The 23555-nt window shown below is 71.6% G+C and carries 27 protein-coding genes; 14 read left to right on the top strand and 13 right to left on the bottom strand.

Annotated features, from left to right (window positions below):
* Nucleotides 1–66: 66 nt before the first annotated feature.
* From ABZ860_RS40225 to ABZ860_RS40215, 3 genes are read right to left on the bottom strand one after another with little or no spacing between them, the layout of a single operon-like run.
* Complete coding sequence (locus ABZ860_RS40225; RefSeq protein ID WP_357231170.1) at nucleotides 67–1395, bottom strand: MFS transporter; 1329 nt, start codon at nucleotides 1393–1395, stop codon at nucleotides 67–69.
* Entirely contained in the window at nucleotides 1392–2288 is an 897-nt protein-coding gene (locus ABZ860_RS40220; protein WP_357231168.1) for a polysaccharide deacetylase family protein, read from the bottom strand. Before ABZ860_RS40220 ends, ABZ860_RS40225 begins: the two co-directional genes overlap by 4 nt.
* Nucleotides 2285–3511, bottom strand: a complete 1227-nt coding sequence (locus ABZ860_RS40215) for an ROK family transcriptional regulator (RefSeq protein ID WP_357231165.1) — start codon at nucleotides 3509–3511, stop codon at nucleotides 2285–2287. The genes ABZ860_RS40220 and ABZ860_RS40215 overlap by 4 nt, the downstream gene beginning before the upstream one ends.
* A 124-nt stretch (nucleotides 3512–3635) precedes the next feature.
* On the opposite strand from ABZ860_RS40215, the gene ABZ860_RS40210 reads away from it, so the two are divergent.
* Nucleotides 3636–4730, top strand: a complete 1095-nt coding sequence (locus ABZ860_RS40210; protein WP_357231162.1) for an ADP-ribosylglycohydrolase family protein — start codon at nucleotides 3636–3638, stop codon at nucleotides 4728–4730.
* Between the two features lie 100 nt (nucleotides 4731–4830).
* Here ABZ860_RS40210 and ABZ860_RS40205 read toward each other — a convergent pair whose 3' ends face one another.
* Both ABZ860_RS40205 and ABZ860_RS40200 read right to left on the bottom strand, forming a co-directional pair.
* Entirely contained in the window at nucleotides 4831–5139 is a 309-nt protein-coding gene (locus ABZ860_RS40205; RefSeq protein ID WP_357231159.1) for a hypothetical protein, read from the bottom strand.
* A 134-nt stretch (nucleotides 5140–5273) separates the two neighbouring features.
* Complete coding sequence (locus ABZ860_RS40200) at nucleotides 5274–5594, bottom strand: STAS domain-containing protein (RefSeq protein WP_357231156.1); 321 nt, start codon at nucleotides 5592–5594, stop codon at nucleotides 5274–5276.
* Nucleotides 5595–5861: 267 nt separating this feature from the next.
* Here ABZ860_RS40200 and ABZ860_RS40195 point away from each other — a divergent pair, with 267 nt between their 5' ends.
* Nucleotides 5862–6458, top strand: coding sequence for a hypothetical protein (locus tag ABZ860_RS40195; RefSeq protein ID WP_357231153.1), 597 nt, complete (start codon nucleotides 5862–5864; stop codon nucleotides 6456–6458).
* Between the two features lie 194 nt (nucleotides 6459–6652).
* Here the strand turns inward: ABZ860_RS40195 and ABZ860_RS40190 are convergent, their stop codons facing one another.
* Entirely contained in the window at nucleotides 6653–7228 is a 576-nt protein-coding gene (locus ABZ860_RS40190; protein WP_357231149.1) for a dihydrofolate reductase family protein, read from the bottom strand.
* A gap of 199 nt (nucleotides 7229–7427) precedes the next feature.
* Here ABZ860_RS40190 and ABZ860_RS40185 point away from each other — a divergent pair, with 199 nt between their 5' ends.
* Nucleotides 7428–8207 carry a phosphotransferase gene (locus ABZ860_RS40185; protein ID WP_357231146.1) on the top strand — a complete coding sequence of 260 codons (780 nt, stop codon included), beginning with the start codon at nucleotides 7428–7430 and terminating at the stop codon, nucleotides 8205–8207.
* A 24-nt stretch (nucleotides 8208–8231) separates the two neighbouring features.
* Here the strand turns inward: ABZ860_RS40185 and ABZ860_RS40180 are convergent, their stop codons facing one another.
* Nucleotides 8232–8651 carry a MarR family transcriptional regulator gene (locus ABZ860_RS40180; RefSeq protein WP_357231143.1) on the bottom strand — a complete coding sequence of 140 codons (420 nt, stop codon included), beginning with the start codon at nucleotides 8649–8651 and terminating at the stop codon, nucleotides 8232–8234.
* Nucleotides 8652–8755: 104 nt separating this feature from the next.
* On the opposite strand from ABZ860_RS40180, the gene ABZ860_RS40175 reads away from it, so the two are divergent.
* Nucleotides 8756–10201, top strand: a complete 1446-nt coding sequence (locus tag ABZ860_RS40175) for an MFS transporter (protein ID WP_357231140.1) — start codon at nucleotides 8756–8758, stop codon at nucleotides 10199–10201.
* Between the two features lie 14 nt (nucleotides 10202–10215).
* Here ABZ860_RS40175 and ABZ860_RS40170 read toward each other — a convergent pair whose 3' ends face one another.
* Nucleotides 10216–10581: a hypothetical protein gene (locus ABZ860_RS40170; protein WP_357231137.1), complete on the bottom strand. Its 366-nt coding sequence runs from the start codon at nucleotides 10579–10581 to the stop codon at nucleotides 10216–10218.
* Between the two features lie 182 nt (nucleotides 10582–10763).
* On the opposite strand from ABZ860_RS40170, the gene ABZ860_RS40165 reads away from it, so the two are divergent.
* From ABZ860_RS40165 to ABZ860_RS40150, 4 genes are read left to right on the top strand one after another with little or no spacing between them, the layout of a single operon-like run.
* Nucleotides 10764–11951 carry a thiolase family protein gene (locus tag ABZ860_RS40165; RefSeq protein ID WP_357231214.1) on the top strand — a complete coding sequence of 396 codons (1188 nt, stop codon included), beginning with the start codon at nucleotides 10764–10766 and terminating at the stop codon, nucleotides 11949–11951.
* Nucleotides 11948–12625 (top strand): 3-oxoacid CoA-transferase subunit A, encoded by a 678-nt coding sequence (locus ABZ860_RS40160; RefSeq protein WP_357231134.1) that lies wholly within the window; start codon nucleotides 11948–11950, stop codon nucleotides 12623–12625. The genes ABZ860_RS40165 and ABZ860_RS40160 overlap by 4 nt, the downstream gene beginning before the upstream one ends.
* Nucleotides 12622–13305 (top strand): 3-oxoacid CoA-transferase subunit B, encoded by a 684-nt coding sequence (locus ABZ860_RS40155; RefSeq protein ID WP_357231131.1) that lies wholly within the window; start codon nucleotides 12622–12624, stop codon nucleotides 13303–13305. The genes ABZ860_RS40160 and ABZ860_RS40155 overlap by 4 nt, the downstream gene beginning before the upstream one ends.
* A 29-nt stretch (nucleotides 13306–13334) precedes the next feature.
* Nucleotides 13335–14081: an SDR family oxidoreductase gene (locus ABZ860_RS40150; RefSeq protein ID WP_357231128.1), complete on the top strand. Its 747-nt coding sequence runs from the start codon at nucleotides 13335–13337 to the stop codon at nucleotides 14079–14081.
* Between the two features lie 8 nt (nucleotides 14082–14089).
* Here the strand turns inward: ABZ860_RS40150 and ABZ860_RS40145 are convergent, their stop codons facing one another.
* The gene (locus tag ABZ860_RS40145) at nucleotides 14090–14509 is read right to left on the bottom strand and encodes a hypothetical protein (protein ID WP_357231125.1); all 420 of its coding nucleotides are present in this window, start codon (nucleotides 14507–14509) and stop codon (nucleotides 14090–14092) included.
* A 107-nt stretch (nucleotides 14510–14616) separates the two neighbouring features.
* Between ABZ860_RS40145 and ABZ860_RS40140 the strand changes: the two genes are divergently transcribed.
* Entirely contained in the window at nucleotides 14617–15180 is a 564-nt protein-coding gene (locus ABZ860_RS40140) for a hemerythrin domain-containing protein (protein ID WP_357231122.1), read from the top strand.
* 137 nt (nucleotides 15181–15317) lie between these two features.
* Here the strand turns inward: ABZ860_RS40140 and ABZ860_RS40135 are convergent, their stop codons facing one another.
* The 3 genes from ABZ860_RS40135 to ABZ860_RS40125 all read right to left on the bottom strand — a co-directional run bounded on the left by ABZ860_RS40135 (nucleotide 15318) and on the right by ABZ860_RS40125 (nucleotide 17244).
* Nucleotides 15318–15812, bottom strand: a complete 495-nt coding sequence (locus tag ABZ860_RS40135; protein WP_357231119.1) for a pyridoxamine 5'-phosphate oxidase family protein — start codon at nucleotides 15810–15812, stop codon at nucleotides 15318–15320.
* A 145-nt stretch (nucleotides 15813–15957) separates the two neighbouring features.
* Nucleotides 15958–16587: a DedA family protein gene (locus ABZ860_RS40130; protein WP_357231116.1), complete on the bottom strand. Its 630-nt coding sequence runs from the start codon at nucleotides 16585–16587 to the stop codon at nucleotides 15958–15960.
* A 102-nt stretch (nucleotides 16588–16689) separates the two neighbouring features.
* Entirely contained in the window at nucleotides 16690–17244 is a 555-nt protein-coding gene (locus tag ABZ860_RS40125; protein WP_357231113.1) for a TetR family transcriptional regulator, read from the bottom strand.
* A gap of 210 nt (nucleotides 17245–17454) precedes the next feature.
* Here ABZ860_RS40125 and ABZ860_RS40120 point away from each other — a divergent pair, with 210 nt between their 5' ends.
* The 3 genes from ABZ860_RS40120 (at nucleotide 17455) to ABZ860_RS40110 (ending at nucleotide 20288) form a co-directional block, all read left to right on the top strand.
* Entirely contained in the window at nucleotides 17455–18660 is a 1206-nt protein-coding gene (locus tag ABZ860_RS40120) for an FAD-dependent oxidoreductase (protein WP_357231110.1), read from the top strand.
* Between the two features lie 175 nt (nucleotides 18661–18835).
* Nucleotides 18836–20047, top strand: a complete 1212-nt coding sequence (locus ABZ860_RS40115; RefSeq protein ID WP_357231107.1) for a cytochrome P450 — start codon at nucleotides 18836–18838, stop codon at nucleotides 20045–20047.
* 40 nt (nucleotides 20048–20087) lie between these two features.
* On the top strand, nucleotides 20088–20288 hold the full coding sequence (locus ABZ860_RS40110) for a ferredoxin (protein WP_357231211.1): 201 nt from the start codon (nucleotides 20088–20090) through the stop codon (nucleotides 20286–20288).
* 72 nt (nucleotides 20289–20360) lie between these two features.
* Here the strand turns inward: ABZ860_RS40110 and ABZ860_RS40105 are convergent, their stop codons facing one another.
* A complete protein-coding gene (locus ABZ860_RS40105; protein ID WP_357231104.1) occupies nucleotides 20361–21620 on the bottom strand; it encodes a YncE family protein in 1260 nt (419 codons plus the stop codon).
* A gap of 162 nt (nucleotides 21621–21782) precedes the next feature.
* Between ABZ860_RS40105 and ABZ860_RS40100 the strand changes: the two genes are divergently transcribed.
* Together ABZ860_RS40100 and ABZ860_RS40095 are read left to right on the top strand one after the other, a co-directional pair.
* Complete coding sequence (locus ABZ860_RS40100; protein ID WP_357231101.1) at nucleotides 21783–22466, top strand: TetR/AcrR family transcriptional regulator; 684 nt, start codon at nucleotides 21783–21785, stop codon at nucleotides 22464–22466.
* A gap of 187 nt (nucleotides 22467–22653) precedes the next feature.
* On the top strand, nucleotides 22654–23457 hold the full coding sequence (locus ABZ860_RS40095; RefSeq protein ID WP_357231098.1) for a tRNA(His) guanylyltransferase Thg1 family protein: 804 nt from the start codon (nucleotides 22654–22656) through the stop codon (nucleotides 23455–23457).
* Nucleotides 23458–23555 lie beyond the last annotated feature (98 nt).

Raw genomic sequence — 23555 nt, 5'->3', positions numbered from 1 at the left:
AACACGGACACGGCGAATTCGCAAGAAGACCTATCTTCCGGCGGTCACCGGGGCTTCATGCCACTGCTACGCGCCGGGCCGCCCGTTCGCGACCGGTGCGGGGGCGCTCTCGTCACGTGGGCGGGCGCCCGGGCGCAGCGGGTAGAGGAGGAAGCACCCGAAGGCCAGGGCCAGCACGACCAGGGGCACCAGGCCCATCATCAGCCGGACGCCGGTCACGACGGAGCCCGGCTGCACCGCCGCCCCGTTGTGGTAGCCCGATCGGGCCAGCACACCGGTGATGATCACGGCCTGCAGGGACACCGCCCAGCGGACGATGAACCCGTTCATCCCGAAGTACATCCCCTCGCGGCGGGTGCCCGTCCTGCGCTCGTCGTCGTCGATCACCTCGGCGAGCAGGATCTCCAGGAGCACCAGCATGCCCGCGATGCCGACGCCGATCGCGGCCCCGGTCACCGCCGCGAGTGCGAGGCTGCCGACGAGCAGGAACGGCACGAGCGCCGCGCCGTACACGACGATCGCGACCAGGACGGCGCGGCGCGGGCCGATCCGGGTGGTGACCCGGCTCCACACGTAGACCATCGGGATCGCGGTGACGAACACCGCGCCCAGGATGACGGTGTTGGCGGAGTCGGCCTCGCCCAGGGCGTACTTGGTGAAGAACGGGATCCCCGCCTGCAGCAGGGCGAAGGTCAGCTGCAGCAGGAAGCTGCCCGTGACGTACGTGACGAAGGCCCGGTTGGCGAGCGTATGGCGGAGCGCGGCGGGGAACCCGAAGCTCGCGCGCTCCGCGTGCACCCGCTCGGTGGAGCCGCGCAGCGACAACGCGAAGAAGGCCAGTGCCACGACGCCGAAGGACACGCCCATGGCGGCCCATCCGATGGCGCCGTACAGCAGGGGCGCAGCGGCGACGCCGACGATCATGCCGACGATGGCGAACATCTGCCGCCACGACGCTGCGGCGGCCCGCTCGGCGATGGTGGAGAACATCTCCGGGAACAGCGCCACGTAGTTCAGCACCACGACGACGAACAGCACGTCGTAGACGAGGACCACGACCAGGAAGTACCAGAACCTCGCGGTCGCGCCGTCCACGAGCGGAATCCAGATCATGGTGAAGGCCGCGGCCAGCGGCGCCATGCCGATCGCGATGTACGGCACCCGCCTGCCCCAGCGCGTGCGGGTCCGGTCGGAGACGTGCCCCACCAGCGGGTTGAGCACCGCGTTGACGATGCCGTGGATCACCATGGCGACGCCGATGAGCGACGGGTCGACGCCCAGGTGGTCGACGTAGTAGAACGTGGCGAAGGTCGCGAACGCCTGGCTGAGCAGATTGACCGACAGGTTGCCCGACCCGTAGGCCAGCACCTGCCCGCGCCCCATGGGGCCCGTCATCGGGTTCTCTGCAGCGTGCGCAGGTCGGACCAGCCGATGAGCCGCACGCCCTCCTCCGCGATGGCGCGGCGGACCTCCGGATCGGTGAACAGCCGCAGCTCCATGCCGCGTTTGGCGTGATGCGGCATGATCTGCCGGAGCTCGCCGGTGTCCTCGAAAGGATGGATGTAGATCTCGGTGACCCCGGGGCGCAGCGCCCGGATCAGCCCGATCATGTCGCTTCTGACGCTCTCGTACGTCTCCCCCTCGGCCAGTTCGAAGGGCAGCGTCCACAGCCGGTCGAGGATGACCACGCCTGCCGCGTCGGCGGCCTCGGCTCTCGCCCGCGCGAACGGCTCCAGCTCGTCCGGCAGGCCCATGCCGTCGAGGGTCCGGGGCAGCCGGAACGGCAGGCCGTGCTCCGCGCACGCCGTGAAGACGACGTCGAGGAAGTCACGGCCGGTGGCCAGGCCGTACAGGCTGCCCATGTGGTTGTCGGCGTGCGACGGGTCGAGGCCGAGGGCGACGGCCCTGCCGATCTGCGCGTCGATCTCCGCGCGGACCTCCTCGGGATCGGCGCGCTCCTCTACGGTGCGGCAGTCGGCAGGGAAGTAGCCGGCGTCGTCCACGAGCGAGGACACCGCGCGGTCGCGGGTCACCGGTCCCCAGCGGTACCCCTCCCACTCGCTGGTGAACGTCAGGTGGACGCCCACGTCGTAGCCGCCCGCGACGGCCGTACGGATCGCGTCGGGGGCCCACGGGCACGGCGTCATGACGGTCGCCGAGCTGATGGCGCGGGCGGCGAGCAGTGAGGTGATGCCGGTGTTGGCCGCCCGGCACATGCCGTAGTCGTCGGCGTTCACGATCAGCAGCCGGTCGCCCGGCCCGGCGCCGAGCCGTCGCGCGAGGTTCACGTGATGTCCCCTTTCCCTGACCCGGTGGGATCCGCGTCGTACGCTCCCCCGGTCGTCACGTCGTGCGGCCGGCCGCCCATGACGGCGGCGAAGGCGCGTTCCCGCGCGCGATGGCGGGCGAGCCAGGCCGCGCCGCGCAGCACCGCGTCCCCGGGGACGCCGCTCGCGACGATCCTGATCGGGAGCGGCGCGGCGTCCCTGGCCAGGTGGCGGCGGATGCGGCCGAGCAACAGGTCGGCGCTGGCGCCGAACGCGCCGCCGAGCACGAACAGCTCCGGCTCGATCACGAGGGCGATCGAGGCCGCGACGTGGGCGATCCTGCGGGCGGTCGCGTCGACCACGGCGAGCGCCCTCTCGTCGCCGTCCCTGGCGCGTTCGAAGATCTCCCGCGGGGACGGGCTGCCCTCGATTCCGGCCTGCCTGGCCTGTTCGGCGATGCGGCGGGCGCCGAGCACCTCCGTGCCGAGCTCGGTCGCGGGGTGGGGCAGGAACCCGACCTCGCCCGCTCCCCCGGCGAAGCCCCGGTGCAGGCGGCCGCCGAGCACGATCCCCGCGCCGAGGCCGACCCCGACGCCGAGCAGGACGAAGTCGGCGACGTCCGCGCACGCGCCGAACCGCTGCTCGGCGACGGCGGCGAGGTTGACGTCGTTCTCCAGCAGCAGGGGCACGGGCAGGTCGTGCTCGATCGCCTCGGCCAGTCCGCGGCCGCCCTGCGGCAGCCCGTAGGCCCGCCTGACGGTGCGGCCGTCACGCGCCACGACCGCGGGAACGCCCACGACGGCCTGGCCGATGCCGTCCGGCGCGGCCCCGGCGCGTTCCGCGCACTCGGCGGCGAGCGCGGTCACCGCCGCCGCCGTGTCGGCCACCCTGCGGCGCGGCGCCCGGGTCTCCGCCTGGGCGAGCGTCTCCCCCACCGCGTCGACCAGGACGACGCGGATGCGCAGGTGACCGATGTCGACGCCGAGCGCGAGCGCGCAGCGGGGGGCGATCCGGTAGAGGGTCGCCGCGGGCCCGCGACGGGTCGTGTCGGCGCCCGCCTCCTCGACGACCCGGCGCGCGACGAGCTCGCGCAGGGCCTGAGCGACGGTGGTCTTGGACAGGCCCGTGGCCCTGGTGATCTCCGGCCGGCCCAGCGGCCCCTCGCGGTCGATGACGTCGAGCACGGCGCGGGCGTTGATCGACCAGAGCAGGCCCTGCGGCCCGGCCAGGTAGTTCCCGCTCACGGTCACCTCGCGTCCGGCCCGAGTAGGTCGGAAAGTTTCCTACTCGAGGTGAGCCGTTTCTATCCGATCGGCGGGCTCGCGACAAGACCGCTACGGTTCTTTGCAAGGCAGAAAGGGGACCATCGTGAGCAATGCCGAAACGGGCGATATTCCGTTCGGGGCGCGGGTGCGCGGCTGCCTGCTCGGCGGGGCCATAGGCGACGCCCTCGGCGCGCCCGTGGAGTTCGACTCGATCGCCGCCATCCGCCGCGACCACGGCAAGGCGGGCCTGACCGACCTCGCGCCCGACTGGCGCGGCAAGACCGGCCTGGTCACCGACGACACCCAGATGACGCTGTTCACCGTCGAGGGGCTGATCCGCGCCGACGTGCGCGTCAGGGAGCGAGGAATCGGCGGCGGCGAGGTGCAGGTGGTCCGCCACGCCTACCTGCGCTGGCTCGACACGCAGGAGCACCGCATGCCGCCTCCCGCGGACGACCTCGTCCGCACCGGCCGGCTCCGCGAGCACACCTGGCTCTACTCCCGTCGCGCCCCCGGCAACGCCTGCGTGTCCGGTTTGCGTGCCGACCTCGGCTCGCTCGCGGCCCCCGGAACGCCCGGGCCGGTCAACCCGCGTTCCAAGGGCTGCGGCACCGTGATGCGCTCCGCTCCGTTCGGGCTGGCCACCCGCGACCCGCGAGCGGCCTTCACGCTCGCGGCCGACTGCGCCCAGATCACCCACGGACACCCCACCGGTTATCTGGCGGCCGGCGCCTTCGCCGCGCTGATCTGCTTTCTGGCCCGGGGCGCGGCGCTCCCCACGGCAGTGGACGACACTCTCGTGCTGCTCGCCGAGCGGCCCGCGCACGAGGAGACCACCACCGCGATCGAGGCGGCGGTCGCCCTGGCCGGTGGGGCGGAGCCGTCCCCGGAGGCGGTGGAGACGCTCGGCGGCGGGTGGGTGGCCGAGGAGGCGCTCGCCATCGCGGTCTACTGCACGCTGGTGAGCGGCGACGACATCGAACGGGCGCTGCTGCTCGCGGTCAACCACTCCGGCGACAGCGACTCCACCGGCTCCCTCTGCGGCAACCTCCTCGGCACCGTGTACGGCGACGCGGCACTCCCCCATCGCTGGGTGTCCCGGCTGGAGGGCAGGGACACCCTCATCGAACTGGCCGACGACTTCACCACCCAGTTCACCGGCGGCCGCCTCGACCCAGGCAAGTACCCCGGCTGCTGACCGCCACCGGTCCGAGCGGCGCGGGCCTCCCGCTTGTCCTGCCGTGGCGGCCGTGGTCAGGCGACGGAGTGCGTGACGACGCCGCTGTAGGCGCCGGCCGTCACTCCGGTGAAGGGGATCGACAGGACGAGGGTCGGATTCCAGCTCGCGTTGTTACCCCCGCCACCGCGGTGTGGGAGAACGCCGTCCGCGGAACGGCGAGGGTGACCCTGCTCGCGGCGGTCGGCCGCCCGGTCTCGCCCGGACGCAGCGTGACGCCCAGCACCGCCGGGTACGGCCCGGCGCGCAGCCCTCCCGGCCCCTCCGACAGCGACAGCGAGCCGGACAGGTCCAGGGCCCTGCCGCCGGTGTTGCGCACCTGCGCCGCCAGGACGGGATGTCCGGTGGCGTCCCGCTCTCGCCCTTCCACGCGTCGGAGGGCACGCGAATGGTGAACCAGGCCCTCCGGGTGTGACCGGGGGCCAGGTCCAGCTCCGCGGGCGCGAGGGTGGTCCGCCGCCGGCGAAGAGCCGGCCGTGGCAGGGCCGTGGTGGTCGCGAGACGTCATCCGGCAGAGGCAGCGGGGAAAGCCTTTGCGGCTCCAGTGATATCGAGAACGCGCTGCAGGATGCCGTGAACGTTGACGAGTTCCAGAGTCCCGCCCACGGCGGTGACAGTCCGCTTGGCACTGAGCAATGCCCAGAGCCCAGACGAATCGCAGAACGTCAGATCGGCGACGTCCACCAAGATGTGCTGCCGGCCTCCATACAGGGCAGCGTCGACCGCGTCGGTCAGGCGGACGCTTGAGAGGAGGTCGAGTTCGCCGTCGAGGGTGAGGATCGTGCGGGCGGATTCGTGCGTGATGGTGACTGACAGGGCAGTCATTGCGGCATCCGATCCCGATGAGAGAGAAATCGTCCACGCGCCCAAGTCAGGCGGCGACAAGTCACCGGTGAGACAACATTACCCGCCAGTCGATACCGCAACCGCTCATGGAGGGCCGGTGACCACCCGATCTACAGCAACTTCAGGAACCCGCCAGACATCGAGCGCCGGCTCAGTCAACGGCCAATCATCTCCAAGAGAGCCATAAGAACCGCTCTCTAGCGTCGTCGGCACACGGACAACCCCGATGAACGAGGAGAGACGATCATGCGCAAGCTCATCAGGACGGGCGCGATCGCGTCCCTGGCCGCCGCCCCGCTGATCGGGTTCGCCGCCCCCGCGTTCGCCGAGAACACGGTGGTCGTGTGGAACTCGACCTCCATCGGTCCGGAGATCACGACCACCCTGTCGCAGAAGTGTCCCTCGACCAACCCCTACCCCGTGACGGTCCGGACGTCGTCCGGCACCGAGGACTCCTACGACTCCCAGTACCTGAACTACACGAACATGACGATCGATGGGCGCACGGTGAAGATGACGTTCACCAACTCTCAGTCGAAACTGGATCAGCACCCGACCACCCTGTCGGTGAAGCTGGAGATCCTCTGCTCGAACGTCCCACAACCCCCTCCGAGCGGTGTCGAACTGAGGCAGAGCGCCACGATCGGCCCCGGCGGCGAGGCCTTGGTCATCGTCAGCTGCCCGTCCACCCACTCGCACGTCACCGATCACCAGGAGCGGCACCCCGCCGGCGTCAGCATCGTCGACTCCGGCCAGGAGGGGTCCTCCTACTGGGTCCAGTACCAGAACGACGACTTCTTGCACCCGGGGTCGGTCGATCTCTACCTCACCTGCTCCGCGTAGCCTTCTATCGTCCCGGCCGGCCGCACCGTCGTGGCCGTCACACGACGTCAGGGCCCTCGCCGTCGACGAGGGCGTGGTGGTCGCCGCAGGGCCCGGCGAACAGCTCACGATGTGGCGAACCTCGTGACATCAGCGAAGGGACGAACGCCGGGTCCGCACGATCCCGGCACGGATCGGCGCCGTTCCGTCGCCGATCAGCTGTGCCGGGTCGGCCGATAGGTCAGCACCTGCGTGTGGCCGTCGAAGGTCCGGGCCTCGAGCAGCTCGAGGTCGAAGTCGTCCACACCGTCGAAGATCCGGTCCACGCCGGTCTTCCCGGAGATCACCGGGAAGACCGTCACCTCGATGGTGTCGACCAGACCGGCGTTCAGCAGCGCCCGGTTGAGCGTCAGGCTGCCGTGGGAGCGCAGCGGCACCTCGGATTCGGCCTTGAGGCGCGCGACCACCTCGACAGCATCGCCGGACTCGATGGTCGTGCCCGGCCATTCGAGCGGCTCGGTCAGCCGGCTGGAGAGCACCGTGACCGGGGAGTCGAACATGCGCGTGATCCACTCGTCGAACAGGCTGCGGTCGAAGCCCGGGCCGAGGAACGGCGCGTTCGACGAGTAGGTCTCGGCACCGAGCACCATACGCAGCGGGTCGCGGTAGGCAGCGGCGCGATACGCGAGGAATTCGGGGCCCTGCTTGCCCCAGTAGCCGCCCCAGTCGCCGTTGTGGTTGGCGAAGCCGTCGAGGGTGGAGAAGATGTCGAAGGTGTACATGGCAGTCATGGTGTCTCCTCGCGGGAAGTCGGTCGCGCCCGCCTTGTGGCGGCCTCACCCCTGCTACGAACGCCACCGCCCCGATCCGACACGCCTCCCGGATTTTCTTCAGAATCTCGGCCTTCCCGGCAAGCCCTCCCGTCCATCTCGGGCGGTCTCATCGCCTGCCTGACCCAACCGGTTCACGGACGCGGGCCGGGAGGCCATCATGGGACGCGTGGTCGAAGAGCGACGTCTTCCGGGCGGGAACACGAATGGCGCGGTCCGGGTCGGCGACACGGTCCGCCGTGTCCCCGGCCCCTGGACGCCCGCCGTGCACGCGCTGCTCCGGCATCTGGAGGACGTCGGTTTCGAGGGCGCCCCGCGCGCCCGGGGGTTCGACGACCAGGGCCGGGAGGTCCTCTCGTACCTGCCGGGAGAGGTGGTCGGGACCGCGCGGCCGTGGCCCGCGTGGGTGCACGGTGACGACGCGCTCCGGCAGGTGGCCGGCTGGCTGCGCGACTTCCACGCGGCGGTGGCCGGTTTCGTCCCCCCGGCGGACGCGATGTGGCGGGAGGGAGGGACCTGGCGGCCCGGCCTGGTCGTCGGCCACAACGACGCGGCGCCGTACAACGCGGCGTGGGCCGACGGGCGCCTCACCGGTTTCTTCGACTGGGACTTCGCCGGTCCGGTCACCCCGGAGTGGGACCTCGCCTTCACCGCCTTCTCGTGGGTGCCGCTCCACGCCCGCCATGTGGTTGCCGCGGAGGGGTTCACCGCGTTCGCCGACCGGCCCCGGAGACTGCGGCTGTTCCTCGACGCCTACGGCTGGGACGGCCCGGCCGGGCGGTTCATCGAGATCGTCCGCCGGCGGGTCGGCGCATCCGCCGACGGCATCCGGCGTCTCGCGGCGGCGGGCGACCCGGCGTACCTGAAGCTGGTCGGCGACGGCGTCGACAGGTCGTTGGACACGGCGGTCGAGGAACTGGCCGGCTTCCCCGGCGAGTGAGACCGGCGCCGGCGAGCCCGCGGCTCAGGGGCGGGGCCAGGGCCGTCCGGCGAGGTGTTCGATGTCGGTGTTGAACCGTCTCAGGTAGACGGCGAAGGCCGAGACGTCCTCGGCCGTCCAGTCGGCGAGCACCTTCTCCAGGCCGAGGATGTTCTTCTCGCGCTCCTCACCGAGCCACCGCTCGCCCTCCTCCGTCAGGCGGAACTTGCGGGCGATGCCGCCGTCGGGGTCCGGGATGCGTTCCACCAGCCCGGCGCGCAGCAGGGCCGAGGTGTGCCGGTTGAGGGTGGACACGTCCAGCCCGAGGGCGTCGCTGAGCTGGCCGATGGACATCGGGCCCGTGATGTGGACGCGGCTGAGCAGCAGGTAGGCGCTGCGGTCGAGGTGCCGGTGCCGCCCGAGCAGCATGGTCTCGAACTCTATGAGATGCGTGGGCTTGTCCATCCGGTTCCTTCTCATACAGATATGTGCACTCTACACGAATTGTGCATGTAACACATGATGTGTAGGGTGCACGTCGTTTTGACCATCGATCCCAGGGAGACCACGTGGGAGGCTCCACGTCCGCCGCTCGCCCCGGCGGCATCGTCAGCGTGATGGCGGTGGCCGGCATCGTCGCCTCGCTCATGCAGACCCTGGTGGTGCCGCTGATCGGCGAGCTGCCGAACCTGCTGCGCACCACCGCGTCGAACGCCTCATGGGTGATCACCGCCACGCTGCTCGCGGGAGCGGTCACGACTCCGGTCACCGGCCGGCTCGGCGACCTGTACGGCAAGCGCCGCATGATGCTGGTCTGCTCGGTGCCGCTGATCGCGGGCTGCGCCGTCTGCGCGACGGCGGGCTCCCTGACCCCCATGATCATTGGAAGAGGCCTGCAGGGCATGGGCATGGGCATGATCCCCCTGGGCATCAGCGCCCTGCGCGACCTGCTGCCGCCCGAGCGGCTCGGCCCCTCCATCGCGCTGCTGAGCTCGTCGATGGGAATCGGCGGCGCGCTCGGTCTGCCGGTCGCGGCGGCGGTCGCCGAGTACGCGAGCTGGCGGGCGCTGTTCTGGGGCTCGGCGGTGCTGAGCGTGCTGGTCGCGGTGCTGATCCGGCTCCTGGTCCCGGCCACGCCCGCCCGGGCCTCCGGCCGGATCGACGTCGCCGGTGTGCTCGGCCTGGGCGCCGGGCTGGTGTGCCTGCTGCTGGGCGTCTCCAAGGGCGCCGACTGGGGCTGGGCGAGCGGCACCACACTCGGACTGCTCGCCGCCGCGCTGGCCGTGTTGCCGCTGTGGGGCTGGTGGGAGCTGCGCGTCAAGGACCCGCTGGTCGATCTGCGCGTCACCGCGCGGCGGCAGGTGCTGCTGACCAACCTGGCCTCGATCGTGGTCGGTTTCTCGATGTACGCCCAGGCGCTGATCGTCATGCAGATCCTGCAGCTCCCCGCGGCCACCGGCTACGGCCTGGGCCAGTCGATGCTGGCGGCCGGGCTGTGGATGGCGCCCTCCGGCCTGGTGATGATGGCCGTCTCGCCGCTGGGCGCCCGCTTGTCGGCCGCCCGCGGCCCCAAGGTCACCCTGATCGCCGGCAGCCTGGTCATGGCGCTCGGGTACGGCTCCTCGACGGCCCTGCTGGGCTCCACCTGGGGCATGTTGATCGTCACCTGCGTGTGCAACATCGGCGTCGGCCTGGCCTACGGGGCGATGCCCGCCCTGATCATGGGTGCGGTCCCCCGTTCCGAGACCGCCGCCGCCAACAGCTTCAACACGCTGATGCGCTCCATCGGCACCACGGTCTCGGCCGCGGTGGTCGGCGTCGTCCTGTCGCAGATGACCATCCGGCTGGGAGGGCACGTGCTGCCGTCGGAGGGCGGCTTCCGCGCCGGGATGCTGATCGGCTGCGCCGCCGCCCTCGTCGCCGCCGCCGTGACCATGGCTCTCCCCGCGCGCCCGGCGGGCCGTACGTCCGGTCACGACGTCCCCGCAGAGCCCGTCACCGCCGCGAAGCCCTGAGCGAGGTCGTCTCCCTAGAAGAAGCAGGCGCGGCGGGGAAGCTTGCCCGACGCCTTGATGACGACCGTCTTGTGGCGCCCGCTGTTCGGATCATTGATCCACATGGTCAGGCGGGGGTACTCGTGGGCGCACACCCTCTTCTCGCTCTTCTTCAGGTGCTTGAACCGGTAGACCACCCGCTTCCAGTTCTTGACGGGGGTCTCGACCATCCATCCCTCGCCGTCCTGCATCGCTCCCAGGCAGTTGCGGATCCCCTGGCACGGGCTGCTGTACGTCGTCGCGGCCTCGGCGGGCCGGGCGGCCGACGGCTGCGCGATCAGCGCGGCCAGGGCGACGGCCGCGCCCGCGGCGAACTTCCTCGTCACGTCTGCTGTCCCCACGATGGTCCTCTCAAGAGTCGTCACCACATCGGCCGCACCAGCCTGACGCGCCGCTCTTGTGATCCACTTGAAGGTCGTTGCAGCCTCCGGGCCTGCGCCGGTGGCGCGTCGACGGCATGGACTATGCTCGTGACGTTCGCAAAATGAACCGGCGTTCGCTCAGCGAACAAGAAGGGAACGTCATGGGCTCGGCCTTCGTCTACGCCGCGGCGCGCACGCCGTTCGGCAGGTTCAACGGCGCGCTCGCGGGTGTCCGCCCGGACGACCTCGCGGCCACCGCGTTACGCGGCGTCCTGGCGAAGCTCCCGCGGCTGGATCCGGCGGAGATCGGCGACGTGGTGTGGGGCAACGCCAACGGCGCGGGCGAGGACAACCGCAACGTGGGCCGGATGGCCGTGCTGCTGGCCGGGCTGCCGGTGACCGTGCCGGCCACCACGGTGAACCGGCTGTGCGGGTCGAGCCTGGACGCCGCCATGATCGGCTCGCGGACCGTCGAGAGCGGCGACGCCGACGTCGTCGTCATCGGTGGCGTGGAGTCGATGACACGGGCCCCGTGGGTGCTGCCCAAGCCCTCCCGGGCCTTCCCCGCCGGGGACGTGACCGCGGTCTCCACCACCCTCGGCTGGCGGCTGGTGAACCCGCGCATGCCGAAGGAGTGGACGGTCTCCCTCGGCGAGGCCAACGAGCAGCTCGGCGAGAGGTTCGGCGTCTCGCGTGAGCGGCAGGACGCCTTCGCCGCGCGGTCCCACGCGCTGGCCGACGCGGCGTGGAACGACGGCTTCTACGACGACCTGGTCGTCCCGGTCGAGGGTGCCGACCTGGCGCGCGACGAGGGCATCAGGCCCGGCACGTCGCCGGAGATCCTCGCCGGGCTGAAACCGGCCTTCCGCCCCGACGGCACGATCACGGCCGGCAACGCCTCCCCGCTCAACGACGGCGCCTCCGCGGTCGTGCTCGGCTCGCAGGCGGCCGCGGACCGGATCGGCGCCGACCCGATCGCCCGCGTCGCCGGTCGTGGGGCCTGCGCGCTCGAACCCCAGATGTTCGGATACGCGCCGGTCGAGGCCGCCAACCAGGCGCTGCGCCGAGCCGGGATCGGCTGGGACGACGTCGGCGCCGTCGAGCTGAACGAGGCGTTCGCCGTGCAGTCGCTCGTGTGCCTCGACGCGTGGAAGGTCGATCCCGCGATCGTCAACACCAGGGGCGGCGCCATCGCCGTCGGCCATCCCCTGGGCGCCTCCGGCGGCCGCGTCCTCGGCACGCTCGCCCACGTGCTGCGCGAACGGCGCGAGCGGTGGGGTGTGGCCGCGATCTGCATCGGCGTCGGCCAGGGGCTGGCCGTCGTGCTCGAGAACGTGAGCGCGTCATGACCGCCGTGTTCACCGACCCCGGCGAGGCCGTGGCGGGCATCGCCGACGGCTCGACCGTCCTGATCGGCGGCTTCGGGATGGCCGGGATGCCCGTCCAGCTCATCGACGCGCTGATCCGGCAGGGCGCGAGCGACCTGACGGTGGTCAGCAACAACGCGGGCAACGGCGACACCGGCCTGGCGGCGCTGCTCGCCGCCGGGCGGGTACGCAAGATGATCTGCTCGTTCCCCCGCCAGAGCGACTCGTGGGTCTTCGACGGCCTCTACCGCGCGGGGAAGATCGAGCTGGAGGTGGTCCCGCAGGGCACCCTGGCCGAGCGCATGCGCGCCGCCGGTGCCGGCATCGGCGCCTTCTACTGCCCCACCGGGGTCGGCACGCCGCTGGCCGAGGGCAAGGAGACGCGCACGATCGACGGGCGCGACTACGTGCTGGAGTATCCGATCAAGGGGGACGTCGCCCTCATCGCCGCGCATGTCGGCGATCGGATGGGCAACCTCGTCTACCGCAAGACCGCCCGCAACTTCGGGCCGGTCATGGCGACCGCCGCGACGCTGACGATCGCGCAGGTGCACCACGTCGTCGAGACGGGCGAGCTGGACCCCGAGGCCGTGGTGACCCCCTGCATCTACGTCGACCGGATCCTGGACCTGAACGCGACGGAGGCGACCCCGTGACCAGCGCCGTGAAGGCCGTCGAACACCTCGGCCGCGGCCCGCTCGGCCGCGACGAACTCGCCGCCCTCGTGGCCCGCGACATCCCGCCCGGGTCCTTCGTGAACCTCGGCATCGGCCAGCCGACGACGGTCGCCGACCACCTCCCGGCCGGCTCCGGGGTCGTCCTGCACACCGAGAACGGCATGCTCGGCATGGGGCCCGCCGCGCACGGCGACGACATCGACCCCGATCTGACCAACGCCGGCAAGATGCCCGTCACCGAGCTGCCGGGCGCGTCGTACTTCCACCACGCCGACTCCTTCGCGATGATGCGCGGCGGCCACCTCGACGTGTGCGTGCTCGGCGCCTTCCAGGTCTCGGAACGCGGCGACCTGGCCAACTGGCACACCGGCGCCCCCGACGCCATCCCCGCCGTCGGCGGCGCCATGGACCTGGCCACCGGCGCCAGGCAGGTGTTCGTCATGATGACGCTGTTCACCAAGGACGGCACGCCCAAGCTCGTCCCCGAATGCACCTACCCGCTCACCGGGCTGGCCTGCGTGAGCCGCGTCTACACCGACCTGGCCGTCTTCCACATCGGCCCCGGGGGCGTCACCGTGGTCGAGACGTACGGCACGAGCGTGGCCGAGCTCGCCTCCCGGCTGGAGGTCGGCGTACGCCCCCTCGGCCAGGAGCCATGACGGGACGAAAGGGACGATAGTCTCCCCCTGTGAGTGAGCGAGCAGTCCTCGTTACCGGCGCGTCGCGCGGAATCGGCCGGGCGATCGCGGTGGCCTTCGCCGCCGCGGGCGACCGCGTCGCGATCCATCACCGCGGCTCCCCCGACCTGGCCGAACGGCTCCGTGCCGAGCTTCCGGGAGAGGGCCACGCCGTCGTCCAGGCCGACCTCGCCGATCCCGCCGGCGCGCGGCGCATGGTCGAGGAGGCCGCGGCGGCGCTCGGCGGGATCGACGTCCTGGTCAACAACGCGGGGGTGTTCCTGCACCATCCGATCGTGGAGACCTCCTACGAGGAGTGGCAGGCGGTGTGGCGCGAGACGCTGGCCGTCAATCTCGTCGGACCGGCCAACGTCATCTGGAACGCCGTGCGGCACATGGCTCCGGGCGGCAGGATCGTCAACGTCTCGTCGCGCGGCGCCTTCCGCGGGGAACCGGACAGTCCCGCCTACGGGGCCAGCAAGGCGGGCCTGAACGCGCTGGGCCAGTCGCTCGCCATCGCCCTGGCGCCCCTCGGCATCGCCGTGGGGACCGTGGCGCCCGGCTTCGTCGAGACCGACATGACCGACGGGCATCTCAAGGGCCCGCGAGGCGACGAGATCCGCGCCCAGAGCCCGTTCGGGAGAGTGGCGAGGCCCGAGGAGATCGCGGCCGCCGTCCTGTATTTGGCGTCACCGGACGCCGAGTGGGCCAGCGGCACGATCGTCGACCTGAACGGCGCCTCCTATCTGCGCAGCTGAGCGGGGGGTCAGTTGGGCGGCCCGTATTTGACCAGGACCTTCTCCAGCCTGCTCACGACCGGCTGCCAGGTCGGGGGCAGGGTGTAGCGGGTCGCGTGGTGCCCCTTGTAGGCCAGCCGGTAGACGAGGAAGTCGGCCCCCTGCGGCCGGGGCTCGGAGCGCCCGAGCCGCAGGTGCTTCAGCGAGCCGCGCAGGCCACGCCACTCCGCGGCGGTCAGGCATTTGCGGACGACAGGTCCGGTGCGGCGGCTCAGTACGGCGCAGCCGTCCGTGTAGACGGCCACCCGGCTGCGCAGCCCGGCGAACCCGCCCTCCTCCCGCAACTCCACGAGCAGTTTCCTGTGGGCCGTGGCCGCCTCGGCGGGAGCGGTGACGGCCAGCACGGACAGGGCCGCCAGCGGCAGCAGCGCGATACGCGAGATCCTCATGCTCCCTATGACGCATCACGGCGCCCTTCGGCTCACGAGGACGCGCGGGTGTAGGGCAGCCGATGCCGGGCAGGCGGGTCAAGTCTCCGAGTCGAAAGGTGACGACAGTGACCACTGCTACCGAACAGGACGTCATCGACCTGCTGCTGGCGCAGCACAACCAGATCAAGACCTTGTTCGCGGAGGTCGCCGCCGCGCGTGGCGAGCGCAAGCGCGCGCTGTTCAACGACCTCGTACGGCTGCTGGCGGTGCACGAGAGCGCGGAGGAGCAGGTCGTGCACCCGGCGGCGCGGTCGAAGGCGGGAGACGGGGTCGTCGAGGCCCGGCTGCACGAGGAGGACGAGGCGAAGCACGCCCTGTCGGACCTGTACGGCCTCGGCGTCGACCACCCCGAGTTCGACACCCGGCTGGCCGCTCTGGAGAAGGCGGTCGTCGACCACGCCACGCACGAGGAGCAGGAGGAGTTCCCCCGGCTGCGTCAGGAGACGTCCCCGGAGCGGTTGCGCCGCATGGCCGGCGCGGTCCGGGCCGCCGAGGCGATCTCTCCCACCAGGCCCCACCCGGGCGCCGGAGAGTCCGCGACCGCGAACATGCTGGTCGGCCCGCCGGTGGCCGTGTTCGACAAGATCCGCGACGCCGTACGGGACTGGCGGCAGTCGAACAAGGACTGACTGCGCCCCGCCGGCCCGGCACGAGAGAGGCTCGGCCATGGTGCCGCTCCGGCCGGGGACGCCGCCTCCTTTCGAGGCGATGCGCTGTCGTGGCGCGTGCGGGCCCGTCCTTCGGACGGGCCCGCACGCCTTTCCCGCTAGGTCCGCTCGATGCGGCGCAGTCCCTGCCCGGGGCGCCAGAGGTCCATGACCATGACGGACCCCTCGATGTGCGTCAAGACGACCTCGCGGATGTCGGCGGTGAAGAAATGGGACCCGCTGAAAGCGCCGGGATCGAAGCCGCGCGCGACCAGCATCGGCGCGATCAGGTCTCGATCGGTGACCTCGACCGCATACCCGGACAGCTTCGCGTCGCCCCCGGATGAGCCGGCGGAGTCGCCGGCGCCGAGGAGAACCGGTGGGCCGTGCAGCGCGAAGCGCGGATCACGCTGCAGGTCGCGGGCCTTGAGGGCACCGGGCATCGAGCCGAACCACAGTTCGTCACCGACGATGTAGGCCTCGATGCCGCTGACCCGCGGCGAACCGTCCTTGCGCAGGGTCGCGATGGTCTTGTGCTTGTGCGATTCGAACGACTCGCGGATCCGGGCGGCGAACTCCGGCGCCGATTCGGCGACTTCACGCCAGTCGGCCATGCGGTCTCCCCTTCGTGCGATCGTGGATGGGCGATCAGCCTGCCAGACGGGACCGACAATCGGCCGCAGCGGCACCATCGCCCGGCGTTCCACGCCGCTCCCGGGCGCCACGCCCAACCGCTCGCCGATCCTCCCGGCCAGGGGTTCAGCTGCCGGAGTCCTCGCGTTCCCAGGAGCGTCTGCGGTGCCGCCGGACGCGCCACACGACCAGAGCGGTCACGACGACCGCGGCGAGAACGGCCGCGACCGCACCGCCCACGGCCGACTGCACCTGTTCGTACGCCGCTCCGGCGAAGAAGCCCAGGAGGGTGTAGCCGACTCCCCAGATCACCCCGCCCAGCACGTTGAACAGGAAAAACCGTCGGTAGCTCATGCGCGAGACCCCGGCCAGGGTCGGCATCATGGCGCGGAGGAACGCGGCGAACCGCGCGAAGAACACCGCCTGAGCGCCCCATCGGCGGATCAGCTCCTGGGCCCTCTCCACGCGGTCACGACGGCGGCGCAGGACCCGTGCGTCCAGGACACCGGGGCCGAGGCGGCGGCCGATGAAGTAACCCGCGCTGTCACCGGCTATCGCGGCGAGCGTCACCACGAGCCCCAGCCAGTACACCGACAGCCTGCCCTGAGCGGCGAGCACGCCGCCCAGCACGGCGGCCGTCTCCCCCGGCACGACGAACCCCACGAACAGGGCGTCCTCGGCGAAGACCAGTGCGGCCACGACCGCGTAGAGCACCGTCCCCGGCAGGCCCCAGAGCCAGTTGATGATCGAGTCCACCCGTCCTCCATACGCCTCCCCGTTGTCGTGTCCGCGAGGAGGTGCGCTTACGCGCGCCGCACGGCCGGGCGTGGTCCGCCGGTTTCCCGCCGGACCTCCCGGTCAGGCGTCCATGCCCCTGCGCAGGAGGGCCCACGCGCGTGCGGCGGCGACGCGCCGGGCCGGCGCCGGTCTCATGGTGAGGACCGCGGCGAACATGCCGACGGCCAGGATCAGGTCGTCGGTGGTCAGGTCCGCGCGGACGTGCCCCGCGCGCCGGGCCTCGGCGAGCTTGCCGTCGAGCACCTTGGCCACGCGGTCGCGCACGGCGATGATCCGCGGGTCGTCGGCGTACGCGCTGACCATCTCGATGAACGCGGTCGAGGCGATGGTCTGCTCCGTGATCAGGGTCAGCAGGTCGTCGAGCGTCGCACGGGGCTCGGCGGCCAGCGCCTCCAGCTCGGCGACGCCGTCCTCGAACACGGCCAGGGCGAGGCTGGTGCGGTCGGGGAAGTGCCGGTAGAGGCTCCCCTGGCCGACCCCGGCGGCGCGGGCGACCGCGCTGAGCGGCGCCTCGTATCCGGCGGCGGCGAACACCTCCCGGGCCGCGGCGATCAGCGCCGCCCGGTTGCCCGCCGCGGCGCTGGGCCCCCTGTTCGTCCGGCGCGCTACAGCCATGCGGCCAGGATAGCAACCGGACACCGATGTCCGATTTTTCGACATCTCGCTCGTCGTTACTCGACATGTCGCTGTCAGGCGGGCTACGGTGTTCCGGACAACATTGTCCGGTTGAACCGGTCGTGGGCGTCCCCCCGAGCCCTGGCCGGCACCACCGTCGCCGGTCTCACCAGCTGTCGGAGGGAACGCGATGAACACGCTGGGAAAGTCGTGAACCGGGTCGTGATCGTGGGAGCCTCCGCGGGCGGGCTGGTCACCGCCGAGGCGCTGCGCAGGGCCGGCTACCGGGGTGCCCTCACGCTCGTCGGTGACGAGCCGCATCCGCCGTACGACCGCCCGCCGCTGTCGAAGCAGATCCTGACCGGGGAGTGGGAGCCCGGCCGGCTGCCGCTGCGGCGGGAGGACGACATCGAGGCGCTGGGTCTCGACCTGCGCCTGGGAGTGGCCGCGACCGGGCTGGACGTGGCCGGACGGACGGTGGAGCTGGCCGGCGGCGCCCGCGTGCCGTACGACGGGCTGGTCGTCGCGACCGGGGTCCGCCCCCGCCGCTTGCCGGGCGGCGAGGGGGTGGCCGGGATCCACACACTGCGCACCCTGGACGACGCCCTCGCGCTGAAGGCGCGGCTGCGTCGGGGACGGCGGATGGTGATCGTCGGCGCCGGGTTCGTGGGCGGCGAGGTCGCCGCCGTCGCCCGCGCCCTGGGGGTGGCGGTGACGATGCTGGAGGCGGGCCCGGTCCCGATGGCGCAGGCCGTCGGCGAGCAGGCCGGCCGGTTCCTGGCCCAGGTGCACCGTGACCACGGGGTCGAGCTGCGCACCGGCGCCGCCGTCCGCGAGGTCGTCAGCGCCGGCGGCGCGGTCAGCGGCGTGCGGCTGGGCGACGGGACGGTCCTGCCGGCCGACGACGTGCTGGTGGCCATCGGCTCCGTGCCCAACACGGGCTGGCTGGAGGACAGCGGGCTCCTCCTGGACGACGGGCTGGTGTGCGACGAGTTCAGCGCCGCCGCTCCCGCCGTGTACGGAGCCGGGGACGTGGCCCGCTGGCACAACCCCCTGTTCGGCACGGCCATGCGGATCGAGCACCGCACCAACGCCGCCGAGCAGGGCATGGCCGTGGCCCGCAACCTGCTGTCCCCCGAGGCCCGCCGGCCGTTCGCCCCGGTGCCGTACTTCTGGTCCGACCAGTACGGCATGAAGATCCAGGCGTACGGGCACCTGCGCGGTCACGACGAAGCGGTCGTCGTGGACGGCGACGTCGCGCAGCGGCGTTTCCTGCTCGTCTACCGCACGGGCGAGCGGCTGACCGGGGTGCTCGCCGTCGGCATGCCGCCGAAGACCCTGCGCGCCTGGCGGGCGGCGATCGCGGCCGGCGCGGCGTGGGCGCACGCCGTGAGCACGGTGGCCGCCCATCCCTGACACCGGCTGGGACACCCGTCCCTGAGGCGCCCGGGAGTTTGCGTACAGACGGGCACCGGCACGACCAGCCTTCACGATGACCCGGGCATACGTGAGGGGCGCCGTCCTTCCGATTCGCCGTCCTTCCGATTCGGGGGGTGCACGGCGACCGACCATCGATAAGAGGAGATGCCGAATGAGTGTCGACGAGCAGGTCCTGAGCTACCCGATCCCGAACGACGCGGCGCTGGACCCGCCCGCGGAGTGGGCCGAGTTGCGCACCCGATGCCCGGTGGCCCACGTCACGCTGCCCAGCGGCGACCGGGCGACGCTGCTGACCCGCTACGAGGACGTCAAGCAGGTGCTGGCCGACCCGCGCTTCACCCGCCAGCTCAACGCGCCCGACGCGGCCCGGCTGTCGGCGGACGGCGGCGGGGTGTTCAGCAGCGAGATGGCGAAGATCATCCCCGACAGCGGCGAGGAGCACCAGCACTGGCGGCGCCTGGTCGGCAAGTGGTTCACCGCCAAGCGCATGAACGCCATGCGGCCCGCCATGATCCGGATCGCCGAGGACCTCATCGACGACATGGTCAAGCGCGGCGCGCCGGGCGACCTCAGGGCGGGCCTCGGCTTCCCGCTGCCGGTCTACGTCATCTGCGACATGCTCGGCGTGCCCGCCGCCGACCGGGACCGGTTCTCCTACTGGTCCGACACGCTGCTCAACCTCACCCGCTACGGCAAGGCCGAGATCGAGGCCGCCCAGGGCGAGTTCTTCCAGTACATGTCCGACCTCGTCGCCGCCAAGCGCGCCGAGCCCGGCGACGACCTGCTGAGCGAGCTGATCACGGCCGGCGGCCCGGAAGACGGCGGGCTGTCCGACATCCAGATCCTGGTCACCGGCATGGCGCTGCTGGTCGCCGGGCACGAGACCACCGCCAACATGATCGGCAAGATGGTCGCCATGCTGCTGGCCGACCGCTCCCGATGGGAGCGGCTGCTGGCCGACCCGTCGCTGATCCGCACCACGGTGGAGGAGTCGCTGCGCTTCGACGCCAACTCCGGCTTCGGGCTGCCCCGCTACCTCAAGGCGGAGACGGAGGTCAGCGGAACGGTCCTGCCGCGCGGCACGACCGTGGTGTGCAGCATGGCCGCCGCCAACCGTGACGAGACCGCCTTCGAGAACGCCGGCGAGATGGACCTGACCCGCAGCCCGAACCCCCACCTGGCCTTCGGCTCCGGCGCCCACTCCTGCCTGGGGCAGGCGCTGGCCCGCACCGAGCTGCAGGTCGTCCTTGAGGTGCTGCTGCGCAGGCTGCCGACGCTGGAGCTGGCCGTCCCGGTGGAGGAGCTGGAACGCGTGGAGGGGCTGGCCGTCGGCGGCCTGCGCGAGGTCCCGGTCCGCTGGTGACCCCCGACCACGAAGCTCGATCGGCAAGGAGGACATGGACATGAAGGTCATCGTCGACGAGGAGAAGTGCTGCGGCGCCGGCCAGTGCGTGCTGATCGCACCGGAGGTGTTCGACCAGCGCGACGAGGACGGCATCGTCGTCCTGCTGGAGCCCGAGCCCGCCGAGGACCGGCACACCGCGGTCCGCGAGGCCGCCGCCGTCTGCCCCGCCGCCGCCATCCAGCTGGACGAGGACGCCTGAGTCCCCGCGTACGTGACGCGTGGACCGGGAGCGTGCCCGCCTCAGCAGACGCGGGCACGCTCCCTCGGAGGTTCAGCCGGCGGGCGGAGGGGTCCAGCCGGCCGGGATGCGGGCGATGCGGACGCGCTGCGGGTGGTCGCCGACCGGCACCGAGGTGATCTTCTGCCCGGTCGCGAAGTCGATGGCGGTGACCCGGTCGGCGCCGCTCTCGGAGATGACGCAGGCCCGTCCGTCGCCGCTGACGGTGGCCCAGTAGGGCTTGGACACGCTCACCAGCGGGCCCTCCCGCAGGGTGGCCCGGTCGACGACGGTGGCGTAGTCGTCCATCGTCGCGGCGACGCAGAGCTTGTCGCCGGCGGGGTTGATCGACAGCCCGTGATGCCGGGAGTCGTTCACCCAGGTGGTGCGGTCCTCGCTGGTGGCCGGGTTCTTCGGCAGGGTCTTGATCCGCGTGACCTTGTCGGTGGCCGTGTCGTACTCGGCGAAGCCGTTGAAGAACGAGACCTGGAAGTACAGCTTCGACTCGTCCGGGGTGAAGACGGCGGGCCGCACCGCGTCCGACAGGTCGCTGCGGCCGAAGGCGTCCAGCCGGTCGCGCATGTCGATCGTCCGCACGACCTCGTACGTCGAGGCGTCCGCGATCGTGATGTGGCGGTCGCCCTTCAGCCAGTCCTGCGACGGGCTGTCGAAGTCGTTGTCGACCTCGCCGATCGACATGTTCCAGATGTACCTGCCGCCGCCGGTGAAGATGTTCTCGTGCGGCTTGTCCCCCGTGCCGAACGAGCCGAGCTGCCTGCCGGTGGTGATGTCAAGGACGTGCACGGTCTTGGACGTGGAGGCCGACACCGCGACCTTGGTGCCGTCGGGCGACACGGCCATGTGGTCGGAGCGGAAGCCGGAGACCGGGAACCGCCACCTGATCGCGCCGGTGGCCAGGTCGATCGACACCACGTCGGCGAAGCTCGGGCGCGAGACGACCATGGCCGTGCCGTCCGGGGTCGCGTACATGTCGTCGACGAACTGGTCGTGGCCTTCGCCGGGCCCCTGCCGGATGCCCAGGAAGAAGGCCAGCTTGATGGGGTTGAGGTAGATCTCGGCCAGCCGCCGGGCCTTGTCGGGGATGACGTTGATCCGGCCGATCCTGGCGAAGCTCCCGCTCGACTCGATGACGTCCGCGGTGCCGTCCCAGTTGTTTCCGACGAACATCACCTCGCGCAGTCCGTCGGCGGCGCTCGCGGGACCGGCGGGAACGCCGCAGACGACGGCGCCGGCGACCGCCACGGCGGCGGCGAGCAGGGACCTGCGCAGGCGTGCGAGGGCCGAAGCGTGCATGTTCTTCCTCCGGGGGGTGGGAGGTGAGGGAGATCGAGCATGGCCGGCCGAGGGGCCCGCACGCCTGCGGCGCGTGGACCCGTGCAAGTCTGAATATTTGGATATTCAGACTTGTTACCGAATAGTAGGCACGTGCGACGCCCGCCACAAGGCCCAAAATTCATGCATTACGGAACGGAGGACGCGGTGGCGGGCAGGATCACCCCGGCGGCGGGCCGGTACGGCGGCAGGTCGGCGGCCGAGCGGCAGGCCGAGCGCCGCAGGCGCTTCTTGAAGGCGGGCCTGGACCTGTTCGGCGCCGGCCCCGGCTACCGCGCCACCAGGATCACGGACGTGTGCCGGGCCGCGGGCCTGTCCAGCCGGCAGTTCTACGAGGAGTTCCACACGCTGGAGGACCTGCTGGCCGAGCTGCACCTGTACGTCAACGACGCCGCCCAGCAGGCCGTCCTCGACGTCCTCCCCCAGGTGCGGCATCTTGAGCCCGTCGACCGCTGCAGCCGGCTGTTCCGCGCGTACGCGGCCGGGGCCACCGCCGACCCCCGCCACACCCGCATCGCGTTCGTGGAGATCATCGGCGTCAGCCCCCGGCTCGACCGCCAGCGCCTGGACCGCCGCGCCCGCTGGATCGACTTCCTGTGCGAGCAACTGGACGACGCCGCCGGCCGCGGCGAGATTCCCCCGCGCGACTTCCGCATCACGGCCGCCGCGTTCATCGGAGCGATCAACGGGCTCATGCACGACTGGGCCGTCGGCTGGGTCGACGCCACCCGCGACCAGATCGTCGACGAGCTCCTGCTCATGCTCCTGGGCAGGCTCCAGGTCCCCGATGAGAAAGCAGACGGATGAAAAGGCAAGCGGCTGAACAGGACGACGCGAGGCCGGCCCCGCCTCCTGACGTACGGCCTTCGAGAGGCGCCGGCCTCCGTCCTCGATCGCGATAAACGGTGGCGGCCCCTCCCCCACAGCGTGAGATCCTGCATCACCCGCCCCACCCCCGGACCGGCCAGGCGGCGGAGGTCAAGGAGAGACCGGCATGAGCGACAGGACCGCGCTCGGCGACCGCATGAAGGCGTACGAGCACGCCACCAGGAGTGTGCTGCCCCGCCGGGCGTACACGATCCTCCGCGTCGACGGGCGAGCGTTCCACACCTTCCTCCGCGACGCCCGCCGGCCGTTCGACCGCGCGGTCATGGACGCCATGAACGAGGTCGGCAGAGCGTTGTGCGAGGAGATCACCGGCAGCGTGTTCGCGTACGTGCAGTCCGACGAGTGCAGCGTGCTCGTGACCGACTTCGCCACCCCGTCGTCGCAGCCGTGGTTCGGCGGCGTGACGCAAAAGATCGTCAGCGTGGCCGCGAGCATCGCGACGATCGCGTTCGACGAGGCGTACGTCACCGGCGGCGCCGGCGGCCGGCGTGCCACGTTCGACGCCCGCGCGTTCACCCTCGCCGACCCTTTCGAAGTCGCCAACTACTTCCTGTGGCGGCAGAACGACTGCGTGCGCAACAGCATCACCATGGCCGCGCAGGCGAAGTTCTCCCACCGGGAGCTCCACGGCAGGTCCACCGGGCAGATGCAGGAGATGCTGTGGGCCGGCCACGGCATCAACTGGAACGACTACGACGCCGGTGCGAAGCGGGGCCGCGTCGTCGTCCGGGAGACCGGGCAACGGGAGGTCGCCTACCGGGACGGCCGGACGGGGAGGGAGGAGACGATCGTCGCCGTGCGGTCGTGGTGGGAGCCGCAGGCGGCGCCGCGCTTCACCGCGGACCCTGCCGGATGGCTCGCCGCCGTGATCCCCGCCATGCCGTCGCTGACCGCCGCGAGGACCACATGACGCCCGCGCAGTGGCAACTCCGTACACGATCGGTTATGGATCTTGCCTTTGACACAAATCGATGACGATAAGTCAGCGAGCCGCCGCGCGAACACGCG

The organism is Microbispora sp. NPDC046973, assembly GCF_040644495.1.
Taxonomy (GTDB): Bacteria; Actinomycetota; Actinomycetes; order Streptosporangiales; family Streptosporangiaceae; genus Microbispora.
This window is presented reverse-complemented; position numbering and strand designations above follow the sequence as displayed.